Consider the following 21042-nt stretch of genomic DNA (forward strand, 5'->3'; position numbering starts at 1 on the left):
GGCGTGCCGACGCCGCCGCATGGGTGCCGGCCGGGCTTCCCGGCCGGCACCCATGCGGTCCGGTCCCTGGCTCCAACTCCGGGGCGCCCTCATGGCTAGCGAGTCGGGCAGCGCATTAATGTGATGACAGGAGCGCCGTACGGATCACCTGCGGCGTCGTGGGACGGGAGTCAAGGCGCATGGAACGTCGCATCTTTGGCCTGGAGAACGAATACGGCGTCACCTGTACGTTCCGGGGGCAGCGCAGGCTGAGCCCCGACGAGGTGGCGCGCTACCTGTTCCGCCGTGTGGTGTCGTGGGGGCGCAGCAGCAACGTCTTCCTGCGCAACGGCGCACGGCTCTACCTCGACGTGGGCAGTCACCCCGAGTACGCCACCCCCGAGTGCGACAGCCTGCTCGACCTCGTCGCTCACGACAAGGCCGGCGAGCGCATCCTGGAGGGGCTCCAGGTCGACGCTGAGCAGCGCCTCCACGAAGAGGGCATCGCCGGCGAGATCTACCTGTTCAAAAACAACACCGACTCGGCCGGTAACTCCTACGGTTGCCACGAGAACTACCTGGTGGGGCGCCACGGCGAGTTCGGGCGGCTGGCCGACATCCTCATCCCCTTCCTGGTGACGCGCCAGCTCATCTGTGGAGCGGGCAAGGTGTTGCAGACACCGCGTGGCGCGCTGTTTTGCGTGAGCCAGCGCGCAGAACACATCTGGGAAGGGGTCTCCTCGGCCACCACCCGGTCGCGCCCCATCATCAACACGCGCGACGAGCCCCACGCCGACGCTGAGCGGTTCCGGCGCCTCCACGTGATAGTAGGCGACTCCAACATGAGCGAGGTGACGACTCTCCTCAAGCTCGCCTCGACCGACCTGGTGCTGCGCATGGTCGAGGACGGCGTGGTGATGCGTGACTACACCCTGGAAAACCCCATCCGGGCCATAAGGGAGGTCAGCCACGACATGACCGGCCGGCGCAAGGTCCGTCTGGCCAACGGTCGCGAAGCGAGCGCGCTGGAGATCCAGCGCGAGTACCTGGAGAAGGTGCAGTCTTTTGTCGATCGCCGCGGCACCGACGCCATCGGCAAGCGGGTCCTGGAATTGTGGCAGCGCACCCTGGAAGCCATCGAGACGGGCAACCTCTCGTTGGTCGAGCGCGAGATCGACTGGGTAGCCAAATACCAGCTTCTGGAGCGCTACCGCGACAAGCACGGGCTGTCGCTCTCGTCGCCGCGCGTGGCCCAACTCGACCTCACCTACCACGACATCCACCGCGAGCGGGGGCTGTTCTACCTGATGCAGAGCCGAGGTCAGTTGGAGCGCGTCATCACCGACCTGAAGAGCTTCGAAGCCAAGTCGGTGCCGCCGCAGAGTACGCGGGCCCGACTCCGCGGCGAGTTCATCCGCAAGGCCCAGGAGCGGCGCCGCGACTTCACCGTCGACTGGGTCCACCTCAAACTCAATGACCAGGCACAACGTACAGTGTTGTGTAAAGATCCGTTTAAGGCGGTCGACGAGCGCGTCGAAAAGCTCATCGCTGGAATGTAAGACCGCCTGCCCGGCCCCGCCTGCCCGTTCCGGCGCGGGGCCGGGGGCGTCTTCCCGCATTCTTACTCTTTCTTTACCCGGCGGGTGCACTATGACGGTTCCGATACAGTGTCTGGGACTTCCGTCGGATTCTAGAGGTAGTGAGATATGCGTCCACGTGCAACCGCGCTCCTCGCGGTGCCGTTCTCAGCTTTGCTCCTGGCCACCACGGGATGCGGGGCGATACCCGAGGACTGGCGGACGCCCGCCTTCATGCAATCCGACGAGCGCGAGCTCGACGACAGGTTGCCCACGGTCAACGGTGAGGTCGGCGACCCCCCCGAGGTTTCCTTCCCCGACATTGTTCCCCCCGAGGAACAGATCTCTGGCGTGATCGAGAAGGGGGAGAACAAGGGCGGCGAACTCGTCCGCTCCGACGACATCCTCCTCGCCGACATCGTCGGCTACAAATGGACGGCCAAGGGCGAGACCGAGCAGGACCAGTCCACCTACGAGACCGGCACGCCGGTGCTGTTGCAGATGGGACAGCTCAGCGAGGAGATCACGCAGGCCCTCATCGACCAGCCGGTGGGCAGTCGCGTCGCCTACGTCTTCCCCTCCACCGGTTCCTCCCAGTCGGCCAGCCCCTCGCCTGAGCCGGGGGCCTCGGTGTCGATCGTCGACATCCACGAGCGCTACGGCAAGGGCGACGTCGTGCCGGGCAAGCAGAGCACCAACGGTGGCGATGGGCTGCCCACCGTGACCGACACCGGTCACGACATGCCCGAGATCGAGATCCCCGAGAGCGACCCGCCCGAGGAGCTGGAGACCGTCACCCTCATCGAGGGCGACGGCCCCGAGGTCACCGAAGGCCAACAGTTGGTCACCCAGTACACCGGCGTCACCTGGAACGACGGTGAGGTCTTCGATGCCACCTGGCAGCGCGGCGGCGCACCGTCGAGCTTCCCTATCGGGGTGGGCCAAGTCATCCCCGGCTGGGACCAGGGACTGGTCGGCGCGAACGTCGGTAGCCGCGTCATGCTGGTGATCCCGCCGGATCTCGCCTACGGCGAAGCCGACGAGTCCTCGCAGGCTTCCGGACAGCCCACCGGCACCTTGGTCTTCGTCGTCGACATCCTCGGCGCCGTCGACTCCCAGCCCGAGCAGACGGCCCCGCCCTCGCCCAGCGCCCCCGCGACACCCTCCACCGACCCCTCCGAGGGGCAGGACCAGCAGGAGTAGCCCCGACAGCCGGCTGATCGGGATACGGGCGGCTCACCCTATGGCTTCGGCCGTGGGGTGAGCCGCTTTCCGTGATTTCCTCGATCGCTGCGCAATCTCGACAGCCTGGGGCGGGCTGCGGCCAACGGAAGACGAGATCTCCCCGACGCCAGCTATGGGCGGGAACGCACCTCGGCCTGCCACCTTGGGGCGTGGCCCGAGCGTCAGTCGGGCCACGCCCCAAGGAAACGGGGCGGGCGCCGCCTGCGCCCTGATGTGGCTAGGGCCGTGCACTGTCGTTGACCAGCCGCGCGGCATGACGTCCGGCCGCCGCGCTGGCCAGGAAGGCGGCGGAATCCTCCTCCAGCGAGCGCCCCATACTCGACAGTCGCACCGGGAGCCGGCGCAGCGCCGTCATCGCACCGTCAAGATCGACCTCCACCAGCCGGTGGCGCTGTCCCAAGGCGGCAGCGTCGGCACGCACGCGCTCCCCGATCTCCCCGGCCAGGTCGGGCACAGCGACGTCGGCCGGGGCCAGCGCCACCCGGCCGTAGGCGGTCAGGCTGTGGTGCGACACGCCTTGGTGGCGCTCGCGCGGATCGGCCGCGCTCACCCGCAGCGCAGCCACGGCCCGTCCGTCCAACACGGCGGCGGCGTTGAGCGCCTCGCCCGCGGCAACACCGGAGAAGCCCCACGCGGTGCCCGTGCCGAGATTGCCCGGCCCTTGGGCGACGACAGCCAACTCCGCGTCGAGCACGTGGCGCGCTGCCAACAGCCCATTGTGCACGGTCACGGCCTCCACATCGCCGCCGAAAGCCTGCCCCACCGTCACCGTCGCCGTCAGCAGCCCTGCCGCGCGTAGCACGGCCGTGGTGCGGGAGAACCACGCCGGCAGCGCCCCGCCGTCGAGCATCACATAGACCACCCGCACCGCGGGACGCTCCAGCCGCGCCCCGGCGATCACCGCCGGCAGCGCCGAATGCAGATCGGCGGTGACCACTGGCATGCCGGCCACGTCGGCGGCGTCGCGCAGTACCGCGTGATGGGGCGACGCCGGTTCGTCGACGCCCAGCACGGTGGTCTGGGACGGGGTGTAGCGGGCCTTCATCAGGTGTCCAGGGCCGGTGGGATCGGGCGGCGGCCGGTCGGGGACTGCCACGACCATGGCGTAGCCGCCCGTGCCCAACCCCAGTTCCAGGGCCGTGGTGTTGAGCAGGACCCGCTCGCCGACCTCGGGGCGGCCCACCAGCTCGGTATAGGCTAGCGCCGGACATGGCACGTGTGCGTCCTCTTCGCGCACCGCAACCTCCAGCTCAACCACACCCGGCCACTGATCGTTCGTTGCGATCACTTCACCGTCGCGCCATCGGATCACGTTGGCACGGTACCGTTTGCGCTGGAGGCGATGCGGGAAGTGGCGTGTAACGCGGGGGAAGGGCGTGTCGATGTCGCGGCGCAAGACCGAACGGCAACTCAATCTGGTGATCTGTCTGCTGGCTACTCGGCGTTTCCTGACTGCCCAGGAGATTCGGGCCACCGTCTCCGGCTACGAGGAAGCCGACAGCGACGCCGCCTTCAAACGCATGTTCGAGCGCGATAAGAAGGAGCTGCGCGCCACCGGCATCCCGATCCAGACCGGTGCGGTCGACGTGTGGGGCGACGAGGAGGGCTACCGTATCTCCCGCGCCGACTACGAGCTGCCTCCCATCGAACTCAAGCCCGACGAAGCGGCGGTGCTGGGACTAGCCGCGCGCGCCTGGCGCAACGCCGCGCTCGGTGAGGCCGCCGCCAACGCGATGGTCAAGCTGCGCGCTGCCGGCATCTCCGTCGACGGCGACACCGGCCCCATCATCGCTCCCGTCGTGGGCACCACCGAACCCGCGTTCCTGCCCATCTGGCAGGCGGTGCGCGACCGCAGGCCGGTCACCTTCGACTACCGCACCCCAGGCAAAGGCGTCCGGCGACGCAAAGTGGAGCCGTGGGGTGTGGTCAACCGCCGCGGCCACTGGTATCTCGCCGGCCACGACCGCGACGTCGTCCAACGCCGGGTCTTTCGGCTGGGACGCATCGTGGGCCCGGTGACGATCCTCGGCACCGGACCCGAGGTCACCATCCCCGACGACGTCGACGTGCGCTCCATCGTCAGCGGTCACCACGGCGACCCCGAAGCGGTCGCCCTCCTGCGGGTGCGTCCCGACTCCGCCCACCAGTTGCGCCGTGCCGCGCGCCGGATCGTTCCCGGCGAGCACTCCACCAACGCCCCCGGATGGGACCGTGTCGAGTACCCCTACACCGACCTTGCCCGCCTCGTGGCCGACGTCGCCGAGTTCGGCGATCGGGTCATCATCGACGCCCCTGCCGAGGCCCGTACGGCTCTCGCCGACCACCTCAGCGCTGTGACCGAGCGGGAGATCCCTTCTCCGGGGGAGCCCGCGGTCCCCGCCGTGGCGCCCGAGGACCAGCCGCGGCGGGGGGTGCGTTCGGCCGAACAGTTGCGCCGGTTGCTCATGTTGGTTCCCTACGCGCTCCACCGCGACGTGCGCGTCGCGGAGGTGGCCGACATGTTCGACCTCACCGAAAAGCAGGTCCGCAGCGACTTGAGCCTGCTGTGGATGTGTGGCCTGCCCGGCTACACTCCCGGTGACCTGATCGAGGTCGACCTGGAAGCCGCCCAGACCACCGGCGAGATCATCATCGGCAACGCCGAAACCATCGCCACACCGCTGCGGCTCACCGCCGACGAGGCGGCCAGCCTGATCGTCGGCGTGGAGCTGCTGCGCGAGCTACAGGCCGGAACCGGCGGCGACGATGTCCTCAAACGGGTGGCCGATAAGCTGCGCACGGCCGCTGACACCGCGGTCGAGCGGCTTGCCGACGTGGTGCGGGTGGGGGTGGATCTCAGCGACGAGGTCCGCGCTGTTCAACGGCGCGTCCAAGATGCCCTGGAAGCCGGCCAGTTGCTGCACCTGCGTTACCTGTCGGGCTATGTCGACGAGGTCACTGAGCGCGACGTTGACCCGATGCGGCTGATCACTCAGGACGGTCTGCCGTTCCTGGAAGGCTGGTGCCGGCTGCGCGGGGATGTGCGCCTGTTTCGGCTCGACCGGATTCTGGACCTCACGGTGCTGCCCGTGGCCGCTGAGGTGCCCGAGCACGCGCGCGGGCGCGACCTCACCGGCGGTGTCCTCCAGTTCACCGCAGAGGATGCGCTGGTCACCCTGGAACTGAGCCCCGCGGCGCGTTGGGTCATCGAGGAATACGTGTGTGTCGACGTCAGCGAACTCTCCGATGGGGGAGTGCGGGCCACGCTGCGCACGCCTGCTCCCTCATGGGCGCGGCGGCTGGTGCTGCGGTTGGGGCCCACCGCCCGTATCCTCGCCCCCACCGATCTGGCCGAACGGGTACGCGCCGACGCCCAACGCGCCCTCGCCGCCTATAGGGCCGCAGCCTCCCATGATTGAGGGGCTCCCAGCGGGGCGGAAATGCTTCCGTTTCGGGGGTAGCCCCGCCTGGTTTACTCCGGCTCCACTGGTTTTTCACGCGCATCCGAGTAAGCTTGCAGCGTGCTCGCTATTTTCGGTCTCCTCGCTGTCGCCGCTGCTGGGTTACTCGTCATAGGGGCCCTTGTATTTCGGCTCCTGCTGGGGGTACGACAGTTGCAAGCGCACGTGTCGCGGACCAGAGCGGAGTTGGCACCCCGCTACCGCGTGCTACGTGAGCTAGAGTAAGCGGGCACGGGTTGGACGTCCGGGTACACCGTCGCATAGCGGGACACGCCCTCAACGGTACGAGGGGGCTCCTGCGGAGAGGATTCAGCCATGAGTTTCGGTCCCAGAGAGATGCTCATTCTCCTCCTGATCGCGCTGCTACTGTTCGGGGCCAGCCGGCTGCCGCAACTGGCGCGTTCGCTGGGCCGTAGCGCCCGGATCCTCAAGTCCGAGGCCAAGGGACTCGCCGACGAGGACTCCGACGACACCAAGAGCGAGGACAAGCCGGCCCCCAAGGACGACACCCCTCACCAAAGCAGTCACCAGGCTTCGGCCGAGGAGAGCGGTCACACCGCACAGCCGCGCCAGCAGGGCTACCCGCAGCTTCCGGCGGGCCAGCGCATCGTCGACACCGACAGTGAGCCCAGCCGCCACGCTCACGGCGGCTGAGACCTCGGTAGACGTCCCGGCGGCAGCCGACGCGGCGGCCCCGGGGAACTTATGTGCGCGGTAGCTTTGGGGTGCCGCATCGACGGTAAACACTTCGTCTTCGGGTCATAGAGGGTAAGGCGACATGCGGTTGTGGCGAAGCCGGCGAGAGGCGAACCCGGAGGGGCGCATGTCGCTGGGAGACCATCTGCGCGAACTGCGCGGCCGGGTGTTCAAAGCGCTCATCTTCATCGCGCTGGGCATGGTGGTGGGCGCCTTGGTCTTCGACCCGGTTTGGGCATTCCTGGAGCGCCCTTACTGCGCGCTGCCCGCCGAGGTACGCGGCGGTACCTCCGAGGACTGCGGTCTGATCTTCACGGGCATCTTCGACGCTTTCTTCCTGCGGTTCAAGGTCGCCGTCATCATCGGCCTGCTGGTTTCCTGCCCGTTCTGGCTGTATCAACTCTGGGCGTTCATCGTCCCGGCCCTTCAGCGGCGCGAGAGCCGTTATACTTACATATTCGTGGGGGCGGCGGTCCCGCTCTTCATCGGCGGCGCCGCCCTGGCCTACTTCGTGACCCAAAAGGGCATGGAGATCATGTTCGGGTTCTCGCCCGACAACGCCATGCCGATGATCACCATCGACAACTACCTCGGCTACATCATCATGATGTTGCTGGTGTTTGGCACAGCGTTCGTGCTGCCCCTCGTCGTGGTGCTGCTCAACTTCTTGGGTATCCTCTCCCACCAGGTCATCGCCAAGTGGCGGCGCCTCATCATCTTCCTCGCGTTCGTCTTCGCCGCTGTCGCCACTCCCGGCGGTGAGCCCTTCACGATGCTCGCTTTGGCCGTGCCTGTGGTGGTGCTGTTCGAGATCGCCGAACTTATCGCCTTCCTCAACGACCGCCGCAAGCGCAACGCCGACCCCCTCGCCGAGCTCGACGACGACGAGATCTCCCCCTTGGAGGAGGACGACGAGGCAGCGCAGACCTCGTCCAAGCGTTAGTGTCGCCTCTGAAACATGCCGTCTGTGTACGGCTAGCTACGCATCCAGGTGACGAAGAAAGAGGGGACCGCCATGAGTGATGAGCACGCCGGTGAGGGTGCCGCCCGCCGCGATCTGCCGCCCGAGGCGCAGGGCAACGAGAAGTGGCACGACACCACCGATGCGGTGTGGCTGCGCTCTTCGCTTTCGCGCGAGGACTCTGACGCCATCGTCGAGGTCGCCAAGTTCGACGACGGCTACCGCGCGGTGCGCGACGGTAAGAACCCCGAAAAGGGCATCTTGTTCTTCACGCCCGCCGAGTGGGAGGCGTTCGTTCTCGGGGCCAAGGACGGCGAGTTCGACATCCCCGAGGAGTACCTCACCCCAGAGGAAATCGCCATGCAGCGCGGAGAAGTGCCGGTCCACGCCGTGCCCTCGCCCACCAACAATCGTGAGGCCGAAGAAGCCGAGTAAGTCCGCAGGGCCGCGTGCTCGTCGGTGCTAGGCGGTCCCGGCGGCGATACGCGCCACGGTGCGGCGTGCCGCCGGGACCCGCCGGAGTCTCTCCCGCGGCGATGCGCGGCCCACAGCCCAGGCCGCGGTGAGCCGGCGACACGGGCCACGCTCTGCGGCCGGAAGCGACTGCGGAGCGTGGTGGTGGAGCGACGCGCTGCGGTGACGAGTCCACTCGACTTTACACACACCATAGGCTTGGTCGATATGAGTACTCACGCCGCGCGCTATGCCCAATTCCGCCGGCGCCAGGGCGTTTCCAGTGCCGCCATCGAGGACTTCCAGCACCTCTACGGCTTCGAGTTCGACGATTTCCAGATTCGGGCGTGCAAGGCTTTGGAGTCTGGGCACGGTGTACTCGTCGCGGCGCCCACCGGATCGGGTAAGACCGTCGTTGGAGAGTTCGCGATCCACCTGGCGCTGCGCGACGGCGGCAAATGCTTCTACACCACGCCCATCAAGGCGCTGTCGAACCAGAAGTACACCGACCTCGTGCGCCGCTACGGCTCCGACAGTGTTGGTCTGCTCACCGGCGACAACAGCGTCAACGGCGAAGCCCCGATCGTGGTCATGACCACCGAGGTGCTGCGCAACATGCTCTACGCCGGCTCCCATACGCTGGCGGGCCTTTCCTATGTGGTCATGGACGAGGTGCACTACCTCGCCGACCGCTTCCGGGGCGCGGTGTGGGAGGAAGTCATCATCCACCTGCCCGACTCGGTGCGTACGGTGGCGCTGTCGGCCACGGTGAGCAACGCTGAGGAGTTCGGGCAGTGGCTGTTGCAGGTGCGCGGTGACACCACGGTCATCGTCGACGAGAAGCGGCCGGTGCCGCTATGGCAGCACGTCATGGCCGGCAAGCGCCTCCATGACCTCTTCGTCACGGTCGACGCCGACGAGGAGGGCGACGGCGACACCGAGCCCTCGGGCAGTAAACGCACCCGCAAGCGCGACCGAAACTCCGGCCAGCGCGCCACTGGCGGACGTGAGATCGTCGTCAACGGCGAGCGCATGCGCGTTAATCCTCGGCTCATTCGACTGGCCCAAGAGGAGGGCCGGCTCACCCAGCTCGCCCACCGGCGGCGCCATCCCCAGACGCGCGCCCGCGGCGGCACGCCTCGCCCCCGCGCCAAGTTTCCGCCGCCCAGCAGGGTGCAGATCGTCGACGAACTCGACAACGAGGGCCTGCTGCCGGCCATCACGTTCATCTTCAGTCGCGCCGGCTGCGACGCCGCCGTGCGCCAGTGCGTGGTGTCGGGGCTGACCCTCACCACCGACGAAGAGGCCGAGGAGATCCGCGCCTACGCCGAGCGCCAGTGCGCCGACATCCCCGCCGCCGACCTGGCCGTGTTGGGCTATCAAGAGTGGCTGCTGGCGCTGCAACGGGGGATCGCCGCCCACCACGCGGGCCTGCTGCCCACCTTCAAGGAGATCGTCGAGACCCTGTTCGCCCGCGGCCTCATCCGCGCGGTCTTCGCCACCGAGACCCTGGCTTTGGGCATCAACATGCCGGCGCGCACCGTGGTCATCGAGAAGCTCGACAAGTGGAACGGTGAGACCCACGCCAGCCTGACGCCGGGAGAATACACCCAGCTCACGGGGCGGGCCGGCCGGCGCGGGATCGACGTGGAGGGCCACGCCGTGGTGGTCTGGCAGCCCGGCACCGACCCTGAGGCGGTCGCGGGGTTGGCCAGCACCCGCACCTACCCTCTCAACTCCAGCTTCCAACCGTCCTACAACATGGCGGTCAACCTTGTGGGCCAGGTCGGGCGCGAGCGCAGCCGCACCATGTTGGAATCCTCGTTCGCCCAGTTCCAGGCCGACCGTGCCGTCGTCGGCCTGACCCGCCAGCTCCACAAACACGAGGAGGCCCTCGACGGCTATGCCCAGGCGGCCCAGTGCCATCTGGGCGACTTCATGGAGTACGCGCAGCTACGCCGCTCGCTCAGTGACCGCGAGGCCGAGCTGTCCAAAACCCGTAAGGACCGCCGCCGCAGCGAAGCCCTACGCAGCTTGGAGAATCTGCGCCCCGGCGACATCATCGAGGTCCCCACCGGCCGTCACGCCGGTTTCGCCGTCGTGCTCGACCCAGGAACCCGCGGCGATGTTCCGGCACCGCTGGTACTGACCGTCAACCGGCAGGCCAAGCGGGTCAACGCCAACGACTTCCCGGCACCGGTGGAGCCGGCGGGCCGCGTCCGCATCCCGAAGAACTTCTCGGCCCGTTCCGCTCAGTCGCGACGCGACCTTGCCGCCACGTTGCGCAACAAGCTAGCCGACCTGCGCACCGAGCCGCCGCCCAAGGGCAGGGAGGCCACCGCGGGCGAAGATCCCGAGATCGCGCGGTTGCGCCGTGAGCTGCGCGCCCACCCCTGCCACGGCTGTGACGAGCGCGAGGACCACGCGCGGTGGGCCGAGCGCTACTTCCGTCTCCACAAGGAAACCGAGGGGCTGCGCCGCAAGGTGGAGGGCCGCTCTCATGTCATCGCCCGTACGTTCGACCGGGTGTGTGGCGTGCTCGAGCAGCTTGGCTACCTCGACGGCGACACGGTCACCGACGAGGGGGTGCGCCTGGCCAAGATCTACTCCGAGTTGGATCTGCTGGCCGCCGAGTGCCTGCGCCGTGGGGTGTGGGAGGGGCTTTCTCCGGTGGAGCTGGCCGCGTGCGTGTCGTCGCTGGTGTATGAGTCGCGCCGCACCGACGACGCCTTCCCCCGCGTCCCGCGGGGAGCCACCGAGGAGGCGTTGACCGAGATGGTGCGGATGTGGGGCGATCTCCACGAGACCGAGCGTGACCACCGCGTGTCGTTCCTGCGCGAGCCCGATCTGGGATTCGTGTGGCTCACCTACCGGTGGGCCAAGGGCGACCAGCTCGACCACATCCTCTACGACGCCGAGATGCCCGCCGGGGACTTCGTGCGCGCCACGAAGCAGCTCATCGACATGCTCAGCCAGATCATGGGGGCCGCTCCCGAGGGCGGCACCGTCCGCAGTAACGCCCGGGCCGCCATCGACGCTATCCGCCGCGGGGTGGTCGCTTACTCCTCGGTGGGGTGAGCCTGGCGCGGATGGCGTCGGCCGCGCGTCTGCTCCGAGAGCGCCGCCCTTGCCCTTTCGCGCCAGGCACGCGGGGCCGCGCGCTCACCCTGCGGTCGGGCAGCGGTGGGGGTGGCGCCCCCAGTACAGGCGGGGAGGGGCGCGCGTCCCATCGCACCCACATATGGATCTACTGAATCTACAACGTAAAGGTGGTGGGGAGGTCTGTCGACCATAACCCACCTTGGCAGCCGGCGGGGCGGTGGCCGTTCAGCGCTGACCGGGGATCGCCGTGCTATGGCGCACGACCAAGCTTGTGGCCAAGTCCAGGCGGAGGTTGGCGGGGCGTTCGCCACGGCTGAGGCTGAGCGCCATGCGGGTGGCCTCTTCGGCCATCTCGGTCAGCGGTTGGCGCACCGTGGTCAGTGGTGGTCCCACCCAGCGTGCCAAGGGCAGGTCGTCATAGCCCACGACGCTGAGATCCTCAGGCACCCGTACGTCGTGCTCGCGAGCCGCTTCGTAGAGCCCGAGCGCTTGCAGGTCGCTGCCGGCGAAGATCGCTGTGGGCGGGTCGTCCAGGTTCAGCAGCTCACTCCCGTTGCGGTGGCCTCCTTCGACGTGGAAGTCCCCGGTACGGATCAATCCGGGGTCGATGGGCAGCCCGGCGGTGTCCAGCGCGGCGCGGTAGCCGTCCACGCGCGCGCGGCTGCACAGGATGTTCTCGGGGCCGCCGATCACGGCGATGCGTCGGTGCCCGAGGTCGATGAGGTGGCGGGTGGCGACCAGACCGCCGTTCCAGTTAGCCGATCCCACCGAGGGCACGTTCTCGCCGGGGTCGCCGAGGGGGTCGACGACGACGAAGGGGATACCGCGGGCGGCCAGACGCGCTTGCTGTGTGGCGTCCAGGTCCGACAGCACCAAGATCACGGCCGTGGTGCGCCGTGCCAGGACCGAGTCCAGCCAGGACTCTTGGGGGCGCTGCGCGCCGGCCGACCCTGAGAGTACGACGCTGAGTCCCTCAGCGCGTGCCACCCGCTCCACCCCGCGGATTACCTCGATGGACCAGGCACTGTCGAGTTCGTGGAAGACCAGGTCGATTGTTGCCGGCTGGCTGCTGCCCGGTCCGCGGCGGCGTCGGTAGCCGTGTCTGCGGATCAGCTCCTCGACTCGGGAGCGCGTCTCGGGTGCGACGTCGGCACGTCCGTTCAACACTTTGGACACGGTTGGTACGGAGACGCTGGCGGCCTTCGCAATTTTCGAGATAGTGATCGGCTCAGTGTCGGCCGTGTCTTCAGGGAGACCGTAGTGGCCCGGAGTCGATTTCGCAGTCACGCTGCCTCATTGTAGCCGGTAAGAGCGCGAAGCACAGTAGAGATAGTGATCTGCACCTCATGTCCAGCGGTAGACCTGGGTGCTGTGTTTCGAGGGTTGTGCGGTAATTTGATCCCAAAGTTTTCGGCTTTATATCCGATAGTTTCGAAAGGTTGGGGTGGCTGTGACGGCTGCGCGGCGCACCGCTGCCGGCCCTGCCGCCGCGGCATGGCCGCGGGCCACCAGTCCTCCTCAGCTCCGCGATCCAACGCGCCGACCCGAAAGAGGACCACGCATGACGCTCTCGGCCGACAGCGAGCCCGAGCCGGCGCCCCGGCCGGGCCACGCGACCCAGGCCGGTACCGCTCCCTGGCGCGACTCGAACCTGCCCACAGCGCAACGGGTCGAGTCCCTTCTCCGGCATATGACACTGGAGGAGAAAGTCGCCCAGCTCTACGGGGTATGGGTCGGGGCGAGTGAATCGGGAGAGGAGGTCGCTCCTCATCAGCACGACATGGCTGAGGAACCCCCCGACTGGGAGCAGCTCATCCCCCATGGGCTGGGCCAGCTCACCCGCCCCTTCGGCACCGCGCCGGTCGATCCGCTCATGGGAGCCCGGGCGCTCGCGCGTTCCCAGGAGCGGATCATGGCTGCCGGCCGCTTTGCCATCCCGGCGCTGGCCCACGAGGAGTGCCTCTCCGGCTTCACCGCGTGGACCGCTACGATCTTTCCCACTCCGCTGGCCTGGGGAGCTACGTTCGATCCCGAGTTGGTCGAGCAGATGGCCGAGCGCATCGGCACCGGCATGCGCGATGTCGGCATCCACCAAGGGTTGGCTCCCGTCCTCGACGTCACCCGCGACCCCCGTTGGGGCCGCACCGAGGAGACCATCGGTGAAGATCCCTATCTGGTGGGCACGATCGGCACCGCCTACGTGCGGGGGCTACAGTCCACCGGCGTCATCGCGACCCTCAAGCACTTCGTCGGCTACTCGGCCTCGCGCGCCGGCCGCAATCTGGCGCCTGTCTCGGTGGGACCGCGCGAGATGGCCGACGTGTTGCTGCCGCCTTTCGAGATGGCGCTGCGCCTGGGGGGCGCCGACTCGGTGATGCATGCCTACAACGACAACGACGGGCTCCCCGCCGCGGCGGATACCTCGCTGCTGACCGGGCTGTTGCGCGACCAGTGGGAGTTCACCGGCACGGTGGTGGCCGACTACTTCGGCGTCGCGTTCCTGCGTCTCCTGCACGGCGTGGCCGAGACGTCCGGCGAGGCGGCGGCGATGGCTTTGGCCGCCGGGGTCGACGTCGAACTTCCCACCGTTCACTGTTTCGGGCAGCCGTTGCTTGACGCGATTCGCAGCGGCGAGGTCGCCGAATCCCTGATCGATCGCTCCGTTCGGCGGGTCCTGGCCCAAAAGTGTGAACTGGGCCTGCTGGACGCGGATTACACCCCCCAGCCGCCGGCGCTGGCCGGCCCCCACGATCCGGCTGTGACGGCGGAGGGGGGCGAGCTGGACCCGCCACAGAACCGGGGACTCGCCCGTCGCGTGGCTGAGGAGTCGGTCGTGCTGCTCGACAACAGTGCCGCTACGTTGCCGCTCTCCTCGGGCGCTCGACTGGCCGTGGTGGGCCCCAGCGCCGACAACGCCATGGCCATGCTCGGCTGTTATTCCTTTCCCAGCCACGTGGGGGCCCAGCACCCCGACGTGGCGATGGGGGTCGAGGTGCCCACTGTGCTCGCGGCGCTGCGCCAGGAGATGGCCGAAAGCGCCATCGAGTACCACCACGGCTGCGAGGTCGACGGCACCGACGTGTCGGACATCCCCGCGGCGGTCGAGGCCGCCCGCGCCGCCGATGTGTGCGTCGCCGTCCTGGGCGATCGCGCGGGACTGTTTGGGCGAGGCACCTCGGGGGAGGGGTGCGACGCTGAGGATCTGCGGCTGCCCGGGGTCCAAGAGCAACTGCTCGACGCGCTCGTGGCGTCGGGCACGCCGGTGGTGCTGGTGCTGCTCACCGGCCGTCCCTATGCGCTGGGCAACTTCTCCGGCCGGCTCGCGGCGGTCGTGCAGGCGTTCTTCCCTGGGGAGGAGGGAGCCGCAGCGGTCGCCGGTGTGCTCTCGGGGCGGGTGTGCCCGTCAGGGCGGCTGCCGGTGAGCATGCCGCGCCGTCCCGGGGGGCAGCCTTCGACCTACCTCGCGGCACCGCTGGGGCGTGCCAGCGAGGTCAGCTCGGTTGATCCCACCCCCCTCTACCCCTTCGGCCATGGTCTGTCCTACACGCACTTTTCCTGGGAGGCCCCGACCATAGCCGGTCAGGCGCCGGTTGCGCAGGCTCCTGTCACCATTGCCACCGATGGTGAGATCACGGTGGGGTGCAGTGTGCGCAATGCCGGGGAGGTCACCGGCACCGAGGTGGTGCAGCTCTATCTGAGTGACCCGGTGGCTCGGGTCGCCAGGCCGGAACATCTCCTGATCGGCTACGCCCGGGTCGATCTCGCCCCAGGGCAGTCGCGCCGCGTGGAGTTTCGGGTGCCGGCCGACCTGGCGGGCTACACCGACCCGGCGGGGCGCCGCATTGTGGAGCCGGGGGAGTTGGAGCTGAGGTTGGCCGCCTCCAGCGCTGATGTGCGCTACCGGCTGCCCGTTCACCTGACCGGCCAGCCGCGTGTCCTCGACCACCACCGCTCCTTGACGAGTCAGGCTCGGCTCGACTGAGAGAGCGCTTCCCCCACGGGGTCGCCCCCGGGAAACCGGGGGCGACTCACCGAAACCTGGGATTGTCCTATTTACGCCGCTTACGGCTGTATAGATGGCCCTTCGTTCGCATCGTGAGATAAAGTTGCCTCCGTCACCATATAGTTGGACGGCCAAGTATCTGCTGTTCGGTGGTGAGCTGGAGTGGCTACAGCCACCCAGGTGTGACGATGGTTGGGGGCCCGGATGCGAGTCGAACGCGCTCTTCCCACTCCGGAGGCCGCCGAGCTCTTGGAGCTCGCCGGCGACATCGCCGCCAAAGAGGTGGCGCCGCGAGCCACCCCCGACGAGGAGACCGAGACCTTCCCCAACGACCTGTTCGCGCTGCTTGGGCGCTCTGGACTGTTGGGCTTGCCCTATCCGGTCGACTATGGCGGTGGCGGTCAGCCCTACGAGGTCTACCTCCAGGTAGTCGAAGAGCTAGCGCGCGCCTGGCTGGCCGTTGGGCTGGGGGTGAGCGTACACACGCTCTCCTGCTTCGCACTGGCCGACTACGGCAGTCCCGAGCAGCGGGCGGCGCTCCTGCCCGGCATGCTCGGCGGGGAGCAACTGGGCGCCTACTGCCTCTCCGAGCCGCAGTCCGGCTCTGACGCCGCCGCCATGCGCACGCGCGCCGAGCCCGAGGGCCAGGGTTACCGCATCAACGGCGCCAAGTCGTGGATCACCCATGCCGGGGTCGCCGACTTCTACACGCTCTTCGCCCGTACCGGAGCTCCCGACTCCGGTACGCACGGCATCAGTTGTTTCCACGTGCCCGCTGCCACGGTCGGCCTCAGCGTCGACGCACCCGAACGCAAGATGGGCATGTGGTCCTCGCCCACCGCCGTCGTTCACTTCGATGACCTCTGGCTCGCCCCGCAGGCGCGCATCGGTGAGGAGGGACGGGGCTTTGCCATTGCACTTGCCGCGCTCGACTCCGGGCGGCTCGGTATCGCCGCGTGCGCGGTCGGTATCGCTCAGGCCGCTTTGGACCTCGCGGCCAGCCACGCCCGCCACCGCGTCCAGTTCGGCCACCCCATCGCCGACTTTCAGGGCGTGTCCTTCCTCCTCGCCGACATGGCCACCCAGATCGAAGCCGCTCGCCAGCTCTACCTCACCGCCGCGCGCCGTCGCGACGCCGGCCGCTCGTTCACGCCTCAAGCAGCCATGGCCAAGCTCTTCGCCACCGACACCGCGATGCGCGTGACCACCGACGCCGTGCAGATCCTCGGCGGGTACGGCTACACCCGGGACTTTCCGGCCGAACGACTGATGCGCGAGGCCAAGGCACTCCAGATCGTGGAGGGCACTAACCAGATACAGCGGGTAATTATCGGTAGGTATGTGGCTCGGGAGGCATAACCCTTCCCCTGGCCAGTTTCGGTCATCATGGGTCCCGATGGGTTAATTCGGGCACATACCGTAACCTGACTGTTCCGTCAAATAGGGAAACAGATTCATAACAGACGACATTACGTTCTGTTCTGGCATGTATCTCGCTTGATATCACGGCTCCGTCGCAGTTATGTGATGTACGACTATGTGATGTACGACGCATAACCACCGGTGCGGGTGACAGCACGATGCAGAGGTTCCGACAGCGACCACGAAGCTGAGGAGAGACACGGTGGCGCAGGTCCGATTGGCTGGAGTCAGCAAGGTCTACCCCGATGGGACGCCCGCGGTGCAGTCCCTGGACCTCGATATCGCCGAAGGCGAGTTCCTCGTTCTCGTGGGACCCTCCGGCTGCGGCAAGACCACGGCGTTGCGCATGATCGCCGGCCTGGAGGAGATCAGCAGCGGTGCGCTCGTCATCGGCGAGCGCACCGTCAACCGCGTCCCCGCACGCGACCGCGACGTCGCCATGGTCTTCCAGAGCTACGCGCTCTACCCCCACCTGTCGGTACGCGACAACATCGGTTTTGGCCTGCAACTGCGCAGGATGCCCAAGGCCGAGATCGCCAGGCGCGTGGAACAGACCGCCGCCACCCTCAGTCTCACCGACCATCTCGACCGTCGGCCCCGCAACCTCTCCGGCGGTCAGCGCCAGCGGGTGGCGATGGGGCGCGCGATCGTGCGTCAGCCCCAGGCGTTCCTCATGGACGAGCCGCTGTCCAACCTCGACGCCAAGCTGCGCGTACAGATGCGCGCCGAGATCTCCCGCATCCAACGCGCCTTGGGCGTGACCACCGTCTACGTCACCCACGACCAGATCGAGGCGATGACCCTGGGCGACCGGGTCGCGGTCATGAAACGCGGCGTACTCCAGCAGGTCGCGCCACCCCAAGAGCTCTACGAGCGCCCCGCCAACCTGTTCGTCGCCGGCTTTATCGGCTCTCCCGCCATGAACCTGGTCTCCGGCCGGCTCGAACTCGACGGCGACGCCGCCACACTCACCCTGGGCAGCCAGATCGTGAGCCTGCCCCCCGGGCTGTTGAGTCAGCGGCCGGCCCTGCGCGACTACGCCGGCCGCGACGTCGCGGTGGGGATTCGCCCCGAGGCGCTGCAAGACGCCGACCTCGCACCCGACACCGAGGGCGCCGTGCTGACCTCGGTCACCGATCTTGTCGAGGCGCTGGGCTCGGAGCTGCTCGTTCACTTCCGCATCGACGCCACCCCAGTAAGCACCGACGACACCAAGGAACTGGCTCGGGACACCGGAGTCGACCAACTCGACGGAGCCACGCCAGGCACCGCCATGATCGCCCGGTTCAGCCCCCGCTCGCGCGCCACCGAAGGCGCTCAGCTCCGCGTGTGGCTCGACACTGGGCTGCTGTACTTCTTCGATCCCGAGACCGGAGTGGCAATCAGGGGCGACAGCACCGATGCCGTGCGCCACGAGAAAGAGGAGATCCATGGCTGAGCGAAAGCGAAACAGCAGCGCCCTCCCCTCCAGCCTGGCACTGCTGGCCGCCAGCGTGCTACTGGCCACCGCCTGCGCCCCCGGCGGGGGCGCAGGCGGGGACGGCACCACCGCGGAGGGCGGCGAGCTCGACGGGGTCGAGCTGCTGGTGGCGGCCAAGTGGACGGGAGTGGAACAGCGAAACTTCGAACAGGTCCTCGACGCTTTTGAAGAAAAGACCGGAGCCACGGTCACCTACGACTCCACCGGCGAGGACACCGGTGCCTACCTCGGTCCCCGCATCGAGGGCGGCGATCCGCCCGACGTGGCCGTCCTGCCCCAACCCGGTCTGGTAGCCGAGTACGTCGACCAAGGCGCCCTCTACCCCTTGCAGGGCGAGGCGGCCCAGGCGCTTGAGGACAACTACGGCGACTACTGGCAGCGGCTCGGCGGCGTGGCGGGGGACTCCTACGGCATCATGATCAAAGCCGCCCACAAGTCGATCGTGTGGTACCGTCCCGAAGCCTTCGAGCAGGCTGGCGTGACCGCGCCCACCGACTGGGACGAGATGGTCACCACCACCGCCGCCACCCTCTCCGACGCCGGGAGCGCCCCCTTCGCGATGTGCGGCGCCTCGGGCTGGACCCTGACCGACTGGTTTGAAAACGTCTACCTCTCCCAAGCCGGCCCCGACGCCTACGACCAGCTCATCGCCCATGAGATCCCCTGGACCGACGACAGCGTGGTCACCGCCTTGCAGACCCTCAACGAGATCTGGGACGCCCCGGAGCTGATGCTGGACGGCACCGACGGTGCGGTCAACACCGGTTTTCCCGACTGCGTTAGCCGGGTCTTCGGTCAGCAGGAGGCCGCCATGGTCTACGAGGGCGACTTCGCCTCTGCCAACATCGTGGAGTCCGGCGCCGAGGTGGGCGCCAGCGCTCAGGCCTTCCCCTTCCCGGCCGTGGGCGACGAGCCGCCGGTCGTGGTCGGCGGCGACATCGCCGTGGCCATGAGTGAGCAGGAGGGAACACAGCAACTGCTGGCCTACCTCGCCTCACCCGAAGCCGGCACCACCTGGGCCGAGCTGGGCGGCTACCTCTCGGCCAACAGCAACGTCCCGGCTGAGGCCTACGCCGACGAATTCACCCGTCAACTCGCCCAAACGATTCTCGACGCCGGCGACAACGTCCGCTACGACCTCTCCGACCAGGTTCCCAGCGCCTTCGGCGCCACGGCCGGTTCCGGGATGTGGGCCATCCTCCAGGACCACCTGCGCGATCCCGGCGATCCCGAGGCCACCGCCGAGAAGCTGGAGCAGGCCGCCACGGAAGCCGGACAGTGACACGCGAGAAAGCTGGGTCTCTTCGATGGCCAACACGGATACAGCGGCGCAGCAGGACGTGACCACACCCGCCGGAACACCCACAGCCCAGCGGGCGGGCCGGCTCGGCCCGCCCGCCTGGTTCGCGCTGGTGTTCCTCTTACCGGCACTGGTCTTTCTCGGCGCCTACATGGTCTATCCGATCCTGTTCTCCGTCTACCGCAGTCTTTGGGACGCCTCGGGGACGGAGTTCGTGGGGTTGGCCAACTACGTGGAGATGTTCACCGACCCAAGCACCTTCGTGGCGTTGCGCAACAACGTCATCTGGGTGGTGGTCGCCCCCACGGTCGTCACCGTCGCCGGCCTGGTCTTCGCTGTGCTCACCGAGCGGATGCGCTGGGCCACGGCGTTCAAGATCGTGGTGTTCATGCCCATGGCCATCTCGTTTCTGGCCTCGGGGGTGATCTTCCGGCTCGTCTACGAGCAGGACCCCGACCGGGGGGTGGCCAACGCCGTGCTCACCACCGTCCACGACACGTTCGTGCCCTCGGCCGCCTTCCCCACGGCCCGCCCGCGCGAGGGTGTCGGTCTCACCGAGGAGCCCAACGGTGCGGTCGCGCTCTCAGAGCAGGTCAGCCCAGGGGACGGGCCGCTGCTACTGCCGATGGTAGGGGTGGCCGACGACGAGCTTCCCGCCGGCGCCACCACCGCTGAGCTGCCCCAAAGCACCGCCCAAGGCATCTCCGGGGTGGTCTGGTTGGACTTCACCCGAGGCGGAACCGGCAGGAACGGCGTCATCGACACCACCGAGTCCGGCATGCCGGGGATGCGGGTCCAGGCGGTGCGCGACGACGAGGTCGTGGCCAGTGTGCGCACCGACGACAACGGTACGTTCACCTTCGCAGGCCTCCAGGAGGGCAGCTACACGGTGCAACTCGCTGCGGCCAACTTCACCGAGCCCTACCAGGGCGTCACATGGCTGGGGCCGACCTTGGTCACTCCGGCGATCATTGGCGCCTACCTGTGGGTGTGGGCGGGGTTCGCGATGGTGCTCGTGGCGGCCGGGCTGTCGTCGATCCCCCGTGAGGCGCTGGAGGCGGCGCGCGTGGACGGCGCCACCGAGTGGCAGGTGTTTCGCCGTGTCACGGTGCCGCTGCTGTCGCCCGTGCTGCTCGTGGTCTTCGTGACCTTGATGATCTACGTACTCAAGATCTTCGACCTCGTCTTCATCATCGCGCCGGGATCGGTCCAGGCCGACGCCAACGTACTCGCGTTGGAGATGTGGCGCGTCTCCTTTGGCGGCGGCAATGACCAGGGGATGGGCAGCGCGCTAGCCGTGTTCCTCCTGGTCCTAGTCGTTCCGGCCATGATTTTCCAGGTCCGGCGCTTCCGACGGGAGAACTAGTGAGCACACGCGAGGAAG

General features: G+C 68.1%; 14 protein-coding genes. 12 read left to right on the top strand and 2 right to left on the bottom strand.

What is annotated here, in order from left to right; genetic code table 11:
- The first annotated feature begins 179 nt into the window (after positions 1 to 179).
- Positions 180 to 1538 (top strand): Pup--protein ligase, encoded by a 1359-nt coding sequence (gene pafA, locus ABD848_RS03645; protein WP_344967224.1) that lies wholly within the window; start codon positions 180 to 182, stop codon positions 1536 to 1538.
- A gap of 147 nt (positions 1539 to 1685) precedes the next feature.
- Positions 1686 to 2759 (top strand): FKBP-type peptidyl-prolyl cis-trans isomerase, encoded by a 1074-nt coding sequence (locus ABD848_RS03650; protein WP_344967226.1) that lies wholly within the window; start codon positions 1686 to 1688, stop codon positions 2757 to 2759.
- A gap of 259 nt (positions 2760 to 3018) precedes the next feature.
- Here the strand turns inward: ABD848_RS03650 and ABD848_RS03655 are convergent, their stop codons facing one another.
- Positions 3019 to 4113: a DUF3866 family protein gene (locus ABD848_RS03655; RefSeq protein ID WP_344967228.1), complete on the bottom strand. Its 1095-nt coding sequence runs from the start codon at positions 4111 to 4113 to the stop codon at positions 3019 to 3021.
- Between the two features lie 70 nt (positions 4114 to 4183).
- On the opposite strand from ABD848_RS03655, the gene ABD848_RS03660 reads away from it, so the two are divergent.
- The 5 genes from ABD848_RS03660 (at position 4184) to ABD848_RS03680 (ending at position 11429) form a co-directional block, all read left to right on the top strand.
- Positions 4184 to 6199, top strand: a complete 2016-nt coding sequence (locus ABD848_RS03660; protein WP_344967230.1) for a helix-turn-helix transcriptional regulator — start codon at positions 4184 to 4186, stop codon at positions 6197 to 6199.
- Positions 6200 to 6556: 357 nt separating this feature from the next.
- Positions 6557 to 6895: a Sec-independent protein translocase subunit TatA gene (tatA, locus tag ABD848_RS03665; protein WP_344967232.1), complete on the top strand. Its 339-nt coding sequence runs from the start codon at positions 6557 to 6559 to the stop codon at positions 6893 to 6895.
- A 169-nt stretch (positions 6896 to 7064) separates the two neighbouring features.
- Complete coding sequence (gene tatC, locus ABD848_RS03670; RefSeq protein ID WP_344967234.1) at positions 7065 to 7880, top strand: twin-arginine translocase subunit TatC; 816 nt, start codon at positions 7065 to 7067, stop codon at positions 7878 to 7880.
- 72 nt (positions 7881 to 7952) lie between these two features.
- Positions 7953 to 8333 carry a DUF397 domain-containing protein gene (locus tag ABD848_RS03675; protein ID WP_344967236.1) on the top strand — a complete coding sequence of 127 codons (381 nt, stop codon included), beginning with the start codon at positions 7953 to 7955 and terminating at the stop codon, positions 8331 to 8333.
- A gap of 246 nt (positions 8334 to 8579) precedes the next feature.
- Positions 8580 to 11429, top strand: coding sequence for a DEAD/DEAH box helicase (locus ABD848_RS03680; protein ID WP_344967238.1), 2850 nt, complete (start codon positions 8580 to 8582; stop codon positions 11427 to 11429).
- 249 nt (positions 11430 to 11678) lie between these two features.
- On the opposite strand, the gene ABD848_RS03685 is transcribed toward ABD848_RS03680, so the two are convergent.
- Entirely contained in the window at positions 11679 to 12677 is a 999-nt protein-coding gene (locus ABD848_RS03685; protein WP_344967347.1) for a LacI family DNA-binding transcriptional regulator, read from the bottom strand.
- A gap of 337 nt (positions 12678 to 13014) precedes the next feature.
- Between ABD848_RS03685 and ABD848_RS03690 the strand changes: the two genes are divergently transcribed.
- From ABD848_RS03690 to ABD848_RS03710, 5 genes are all read left to right on the top strand, one after another.
- Positions 13015 to 15435 (top strand): beta-xylosidase/alpha-l-arabinosidase, encoded by a 2421-nt coding sequence (locus ABD848_RS03690; RefSeq protein ID WP_425567409.1) that lies wholly within the window; start codon positions 13015 to 13017, stop codon positions 15433 to 15435.
- 225 nt (positions 15436 to 15660) lie between these two features.
- Positions 15661 to 16815, top strand: coding sequence for an acyl-CoA dehydrogenase family protein (locus ABD848_RS03695; RefSeq protein ID WP_344967240.1), 1155 nt, complete (start codon positions 15661 to 15663; stop codon positions 16813 to 16815).
- Between the two features lie 265 nt (positions 16816 to 17080).
- On the top strand, positions 17081 to 18316 hold the full coding sequence (locus ABD848_RS03700; protein ID WP_344967242.1) for an ABC transporter ATP-binding protein: 1236 nt from the start codon (positions 17081 to 17083) through the stop codon (positions 18314 to 18316).
- A complete protein-coding gene (locus tag ABD848_RS03705) occupies positions 18309 to 19640 on the top strand; it encodes an ABC transporter substrate-binding protein (protein WP_344967243.1) in 1332 nt (443 codons plus the stop codon). The genes ABD848_RS03700 and ABD848_RS03705 overlap by 8 nt, the downstream gene beginning before the upstream one ends.
- Before the next feature lie 25 nt (positions 19641 to 19665).
- Positions 19666 to 21024, top strand: a complete 1359-nt coding sequence (locus ABD848_RS03710; protein WP_344967245.1) for an ABC transporter permease — start codon at positions 19666 to 19668, stop codon at positions 21022 to 21024.
- Positions 21025 to 21042: the final 18 nt, after the last annotated feature.

Origin of the sequence: Salinactinospora qingdaonensis, from assembly GCF_039539445.1 — a bacterium.
GTDB lineage: Bacteria > Actinomycetota > Actinomycetes > Streptosporangiales > Streptosporangiaceae > Salinactinospora > Salinactinospora qingdaonensis.